The 6,858-nt window shown below is 47.5% G+C and carries 5 protein-coding genes and 2 tRNA genes; 2 read left to right on the forward strand and 5 right to left on the reverse strand.

Going from position 1 to position 6,858, the window contains the following annotated elements; translation table 11 throughout:
- Positions 1-26: 26 nt before the first annotated feature.
- Positions 27-1,241 (reverse strand): Nramp family divalent metal transporter, encoded by a 1,215-nt coding sequence (locus tag DEU29_RS12740; RefSeq protein WP_133540726.1) that lies wholly within the window; start codon positions 1,239-1,241, stop codon positions 27-29.
- A complete protein-coding gene (locus tag DEU29_RS12745) occupies positions 1,238-3,316 on the reverse strand; it encodes a tetratricopeptide repeat-containing diguanylate cyclase (RefSeq protein ID WP_166635923.1) in 2,079 nt (692 codons plus the stop codon). The genes DEU29_RS12740 and DEU29_RS12745 overlap by 4 nt, the downstream gene beginning before the upstream one ends.
- 139 nt (positions 3,317-3,455) lie before the next feature.
- Between DEU29_RS12745 and DEU29_RS12750 the strand changes: the two genes are divergently transcribed.
- Positions 3,456-5,309 carry a GNAT family N-acetyltransferase gene (locus DEU29_RS12750; RefSeq protein WP_133540728.1) on the forward strand — a complete coding sequence of 618 codons (1,854 nt, stop codon included), beginning with the start codon at positions 3,456-3,458 and terminating at the stop codon, positions 5,307-5,309.
- Positions 5,300-6,232: a histone deacetylase family protein gene (locus tag DEU29_RS12755; RefSeq protein WP_133540729.1), complete on the forward strand. Its 933-nt coding sequence runs from the start codon at positions 5,300-5,302 to the stop codon at positions 6,230-6,232. The genes DEU29_RS12750 and DEU29_RS12755 overlap by 10 nt, the downstream gene beginning before the upstream one ends.
- Positions 6,233-6,247: 15 nt before the next feature.
- Here DEU29_RS12755 and DEU29_RS12760 read toward each other — a convergent pair.
- From DEU29_RS12760 to DEU29_RS12770, 3 genes are all read right to left on the reverse strand, one after another.
- A tRNA-Gly gene (locus tag DEU29_RS12760) sits at positions 6,248-6,323 on the reverse strand.
- A 23-nt stretch (positions 6,324-6,346) separates the two neighbouring features.
- Positions 6,347-6,422 (reverse strand) — tRNA-Gly (locus tag DEU29_RS12765).
- Between the two features lie 83 nt (positions 6,423-6,505).
- A partial coding sequence (locus DEU29_RS12770) for a BCCT family transporter (RefSeq protein WP_208107647.1) occupies positions 6,506-6,858 on the reverse strand: 353 nt, incomplete at its 5' end.

The following is a 6,858-nucleotide window of genomic DNA, read 5'->3' on the forward strand; positions in this document are numbered from 1 at the left end:
AAATTTTGAGGGAGGAGATGATTTATTTAGGCAAATGCATTAATTAGGCTTTTTGCGCTCAACCCCAGCGATATTAACATCACCAGGCCGGCCAAAACGTTTTGCCAAGCACGATTCTTATAGTGACCTAACGACGGTTTGTTGCAAAGCCACCAAATGAACCCCACCATAACCGGCAACAACACCCCATTAGCAACCTGCGCCAACCAAATAACACTTATCGGCTCTAACCCCAGGCTACTAATAAAGACACCAATAACTAGTATTGCCAGCCAGGTTAGCCGGAATGAACGGCTTTTAAGGTTTTTCGACCACCCCATGATGCCACTGAGCGCATAAGCTGAAGCAAGCGGCGCGGTGCTTGCCGAAGAAATACCTGCAGCAAACAACCCGATAGCCATCAGATATTGAGCCCACACCCCAAATAACGGCTCCAGCGATGTTGCCAAATCTGCGGCGCTGGTAATCGACTGTTGGGAGCCAAAAAATGCCGATGCCGCAGTTGCCAGAACTGCCATAGAAATTAATCCACCTAATGGAATAGATACTAAATTATCTGCCTGAGCTTGCTTCAATTGTGCCGGAGAACGCCATTTTTTTGCCACGCTTGATGCATGCAAAAATAAGTTATAGGGCACGACGGTGGTGCCGATAAGTGCGACGACAGTCAAGGTCGCGCCGGTTGGCAGCGAGGGTAGCAGCAATCCACTAAAAAAACGGCTGAGATCGGGTTGCGTTAAAAAAAAGGTTCCAATAAATGAGAGGCTCATCAGCAGAACTAAGCCAATTAATGCTTTTTCTATAAATCGCGCATTCCCAGTCCAAAGCACAGCAAAGGCTGTTCCACCGACAATGATTGGCCACCCTGAGGTTAGCCCAATTGCTGGCCACGTCAGTTCGCCAAACAATCCGGCCAATCCCATGCTGGCCCCTGATAGGTTGCCACCCTGATAAACACTATTACCAATCACCACCGCAGCAAAAACTAATGCAATAAAAAAAGCCCGGGTTAGCGGATTGGTTAGATTGGCACGGATGTTCTCGCCAAGTCCTTGTTGGGTAACGATACCGATGCGCAGAGCCATTTCCTGTAATATCAGGCACGCAACGACAGAAAATAGCAGCGCCCATAGTAAAGCGTAACCATAATTGGCACCGGCTAGCGACGCCGTAATAACGGTACCGGGGCCAATAAAGGCGGCCGCAACTAAGGCCCCGGGACCAAATTGTGATAATTTCACGCGTTCGGCCCCTTAATTGTCGTCAACTCAACCCAGTTCTGTTCCACTGCTTCGCTTAAATCATGTTCAAGTGCCTTGCGAGCTTGTTGGTAGTCGACATGAAGGGCAGTAACGCCACAAGCACGGTTGCGGCCCTGTGTTTTACCGGTATAAAGCGCCATGTCAGCAATCTGCAGTGCCCGCTCCCAGTCAACCTGGTCTTCACTGACTCCCGCAAAAGGCAATTGAGAGAAGCCAATGGTAGTTGTTACGTGAATTAACTCTTCGCCCATTTTTATTGGGTCCTTTGCGATAGCCTCGAGAATTCTCGAGGCTAAGCGCTTAAGGCTACTCAGCTCAACCTGACGAACATAAAAGAGGAATTCTTCTCCCCCCCAACGAACCAACATGTCGGAATCACGGCAGACATTTTGCAAGCGCCGGCTAATTTCAGTTAGAACCGCATCCCCCGTTGCATGGCCATATTTATCATTGATTCGTTTAAAGTGGTCGATATCGAGTAATAACAGCCCTTCATGATATTGGTCATTTACGTCTCGCTTCAGCATCGCATCCTGCAGCGCCCGTCGGTTGAGTAGCCCGGTTAACGGATCACGCAATGACTGGTCGGAGAGTTTTACGTTCGCTGTATTTAAGCGCTGGTTAGCCTGCCGTGACTTGCGATATAACAATAGCAGGAGGATTAAGCTAATTGCCGCGGCAATTCCAAACAAGGTCCATACCACCTGCTGTTGCCGGGTATTGGCGATGATCTGTTCCTTTAACGCGTTTTGCTGCTCAAGTAATGCAATTTGCTGTGCATTGTCGCGAGATTTATAGACCGCCTGTAATTCAGCCATTTGTTGCTGTTGCGACTGTTCGCTAATCTGCTGACGCAGCGTTAATCGTTCCTGCAGCACTTGCGCTTGCATGCGATAGTTGCCCAGCGTTTCGTATGCATTCGCTAACTCCCCAAGGAGTTGCTCTAACTCGAAAGAGGAAAGGTTTTCATCCTCACGGAACTCGTCGGTGGCTTGCTCCATTTGCTTTATACCGAGGCTATCGCCTTGCTTAACCGCGATAAAGCCTAAATTAAAGTCAATAGTGCTCAACATCTCATTAAACTCTAGTGCTTTTGCTTTTTCCCGCGCCTCAAGTAAATGCTTTTCAGCCTCCTCGAACTGCCCTAACTTCATGAAGGCATCACCAAAATTATTAAGAATAATCACTTTCTGGAAATCAAGCTCAAGCTTTTTCGCCAACAGGTATGCATTGCGAAGAGAGTCCAGTGCATTTTCGTAATCACCCAATGACGCTTGCGCATAGTATTTAGCAAACCAAAGGTCATAAGCGAGCACGTCATGACCCGCTTGCTGAGCTTCCGATACGGCGCTATTAACGGTTTCTATAGCCGCACTCCACTGCTCTAAGGAGTTTTGTATTCCCGCCATACTGGTTAATAAATAAAGTCGTCGCCCTTGGTTCAATGCCGAGTCCATCTGATTAAGCGCCGTCTGCGCAGCAAGTAGATGTTTCAACGCGTCTTCGTAACGGCGCCAGTCAACATAAATGGAAGACAATAAGTTATAACCGTAAAAACGCACGCGTGGAGTCAGCGTCTGCTTAAGCAAACGTTCTAATTCCGGTACCAGTAAAAATGCGTCTCCTCGCTTGCCTTCAATGTTAAGCAGGTCCATACGGGTAGCCAATACTTCTGCCTGCGCATCGACCAGGCCGGACGCATTTACCTGTTGTTTTAACACATCAAGCAAGCTATAAGCTCTTTTTGACTCCTCGTTATAAAACAATTGCGAGGCGTAATAAGCCTTGGCTCGAACAACTGACATTAACGGCGTGGCGGGGGTTAGTTGCTCAACGACATTTTTTAAAAATGTGGTCGTCTCAGCAGAACTCATGCTGTCGTCACCCAGGTAACTATCTAGCTGGGCTTCTATATCAGCATCGGTTGGCGGGATGTCTACGACTTTTTGGGCATAGCCGCTTGCTGACAAACAGAGTATAACAAGACAAACGAGCCCAATCGCGTATTTTATAAAGCTTGGCTGGCGCAGCCGGCTGTTCATTGTTGTTGTCATGGGCTCTTCTCGTTTAGCTACGCAAACACAATGTCGTTTACAAGTTATAACAAATTGTAACCGATTTTTAACATGGCTACCAAGTACTCTAAATGGCGTATAGATAAATGAATAGCCTAAGCGAAACATCGAGGCAACTATGGCAGAAGCAAAGCTCGATTGGTCTAAAATATTAAAGTCTGGCCAACGTATTTTTATTGGCTCGCATGCAGGCGTGCCCACCGCCTTAATCAAAGATTTGATGGCGCACGCCAAACACCTGCATGATATTGAGGTTGTCCAGTTAATGACGTTATCTGACAACGAATGGGCTAAACCAGAACATCAACAGTTGTTTAAAGTTAATACGTTTTTTATTGGCGGCGAAACAGTCAGAATAGCGGTTAACGAGGGGCGCGCTGATTACACGCCCTGTTTTATATCTGACATTCCCAACCTCTTTGAAAATGGCATTTTACCACTTGATGCGGCTTTAATTATGGTGAGTCCCGCCGATCAATACGGCTACCACTCAATGGGCGTTTCGGTTGACGTGGTGTCTGCAGCGGCTAAGTCGGCCAATACTGTCATTGCCCAGGTTAACCCGCAGATGCCGGTAACCTACGGGCAGTCATTTTTACACAAGCGTCAAATTGATTATTTTTGGGAACACGACGAAGCACTACCGGAATTAATGCCTCCGGCAAGTGAAGACAGTAAAATAATAGAACGTATCGGCCAGTACATAGCATTGCTGGTGCGAGACGGTTGTACACTCCAAATTGGGGTTGGACGGGTATGCGCTGCTGCACTGCGATATTTAAGTAACCATAAGGATCTCGGGGTTCACAGTGAGCTAATTACTGACGACATTATGGAGCTAATGCTTAAAGGCGTCATTAATAACCGTAAAAAAACGTTTCATCCCAACAAAATCGTAACCAGTTTTTGCATGGGTACACAAAAGCTCTACGATTTTGTGCATCAGAACCCACATGTCGGCTTTTATCCCAGTGAGTACGTTAACTCACCAACCAATGTCGCCCGTAATGATAACCTTATAGCGATTAACAGTGCTATCGAGGTTGATTTGACCGGGCAGGTTGTTTCCGACTCAATCGGTCATCAGTTTTACAGTGGCATCGGTGGTCAGGTCGACTTTAGCCGCGGCGCCTCGCTAAGCAAAGGTGGCAAGCCGGTTATCGCGCTACCCTCAACAACATCTGACGGTAAAGTTTCGCGAATCGTGGCCCACATCAAAGAAGGGGCCGGTGTCGTAACGTCCAGAGGCCATGTCCATTACGTGGTAACCGAGTTCGGCGTTGCATCACTACGTGGAAAAAGTATACGCGAACGTGCTTTAGAATTGATTCGAGTTGCACACCCTAAGTTTCGGCAACAACTGCTACAACAGGTTCGTCAGCATTACTGGGTTCCGCACTATCAGCAACAAACACCAGTTGATGTGCCCGAGCTTGGCGTTATGGGCTTCAAAAAAATCAATTTTAAAGGCGAAGAGTTTGACTTGCGACCACTCTACCCCTCTGACGAAAGGCGGTTGCAAGAGTTTTTCTATTCACATACTAAAGAAACTCTACAGCTAAGATATAATGCGGTTCCAACACAAATGAGCCGCGAAAAGTCTTGTACCCTGGTCAGTATTGATCAATCCAAAGATCTGGCCTTATGCATTGTTAGACAAAAAGGCTCTGCAGCAAAAATTATGGCCGTTGGCCGCTATTACTTCATCGAATCGCAAAATAGTTGTGAAGTTGCGTTTGTTACCCGTGAACATTACCAGGGGCAGGGGATGGCCAGTATGTTGCTCCAAGAGATGGCACGAATTGCCAAAACACGCGGCTTAACCAGCATGCAGGCAGTTGTTATGGCTAACAACACGCCTATGTTAAATGTCTTCGAAAAAGGCGGCTTCAAACGTCAGCCAGCAGACGAGCCAGGCGAAGTGCTACTTAAGCTATCACTGGTTGATGAAAAGGAAGCGTCATGTCAATAATGCTGTTTACACACAAAGATTGTGCCCTGCATAACCCGGACCCTCATCATCCGGAGAGTCCGGCTCGGATCGACGCGATTAACGATCAAATTATTCGCTCAGGATTAGATTTTGTGCTGGTTAGAGAACAGGCAACTGCATCGGACTTAGCGCCTATTTATCGTGTGCATGACAAAGATTACGTCGACGGGCTATTTGAAAAAGCCCCTACCGAGGGCCACATTTGGCTTGACCCTGATACGCCAATGACGCCCGAAACACTGGCATCCGCATTGATGGCAGTCGGCGCCAATATTAATGCCGTAGACCACGTTATGCAGCATACTAATCAACAGGCGTTTTGCGCTGTTCGGCCGCCGGGACATCACGCAACCCGCAACCAGGCCATGGGGTTTTGCATTTTTAATAATATTGCCATCGCCGCTCAATACGCTATGGATAAGTATGACCTTGAACGCGTTGCCATTGTTGATTTTGATGTTCATCACGGCAACGGCACTGAAGACATTTTCGAAACCGAGCCGCGCGTCTTGTTCTGTTCGTCTTTTCAACAACAACTGTATCCTTTTGTTGATGAGAACCATAACAACGAACATATTTTAAGTATTGGCTTACCGCCCGGCTGTAAAAACTATGAATGGCGTGAAGCCGTATACGAAAAATGGTTCCCGAAAATCGATGCGTTCAAACCTCAGCTTATTTTAATTTCCGCAGGCTTTGATGGTCATATTGAAGATGAAATGTCTCAGTTTTTGCTAAAAGAGGAAGACTATTTTTGGGTAACTGAGCAGATAAAACGGCTTGCTGATAAGCACTGCAACGGACGCATTGTGTCGACCCTTGAGGGCGGATACGATTTAAGCGCGCTCGGTCGGAGTGTGGTCGCACATCTAAAAGGAATGCTTGGAAGTGATGCGTACTAACTGTTAAGAGAAGTTTGGAGCGGGAAACGAGATTCGAACTCGCGACCCCAACCTTGGCAAGGTTGTGCTCTACCAGCTGAGCTATTCCCGCGTTTAAAACTTTTGCTACTGACTTGGAGCGGGAAACGAGATTCGAACTCGCGACCCCAACCTTGGCAAGGTTGTGCTCTACCAGCTGAGCTATTCCCGCATCGTCAGTGCGGCGTGTATTCTACCCATTACGCCGCATTCGTCAATAGTTTTTCTGCAAATTTAGTGCGACCTGGCGAACATTTAATCACTATCACCAAACTGTTGCCGGTACATTGCTTTTGCGGTCTGTGGCCCGGTCCAGAGTGTCGGCAAAATAACCAACGATACGGGCAAGGCGGTTATTACGATAAACTGCTGTAAGACACTAATCTGGCCCGCCCCCATATAGAGTAGAACGGCAGCCATGATTGCCATAGCGCCCCCCCAAAATACGCGAACTGCAGCATGAGGCTCATCGTGTCCCGCACCTACCATTGCAATGGAGTAACTCATCGAGTCGGCCTTGTTGATCAAATCATTATTGAGGGTAAACTCCCCCTTTCCCCAACTCGGGGTTAGCGCACCATTTCGCTCACAGGCATACCAAGGCGTGT

The organism is Idiomarina aquatica (assembly GCF_004362895.1).
Lineage (GTDB): Bacteria > Pseudomonadota > Gammaproteobacteria > Enterobacterales > Alteromonadaceae > Idiomarina.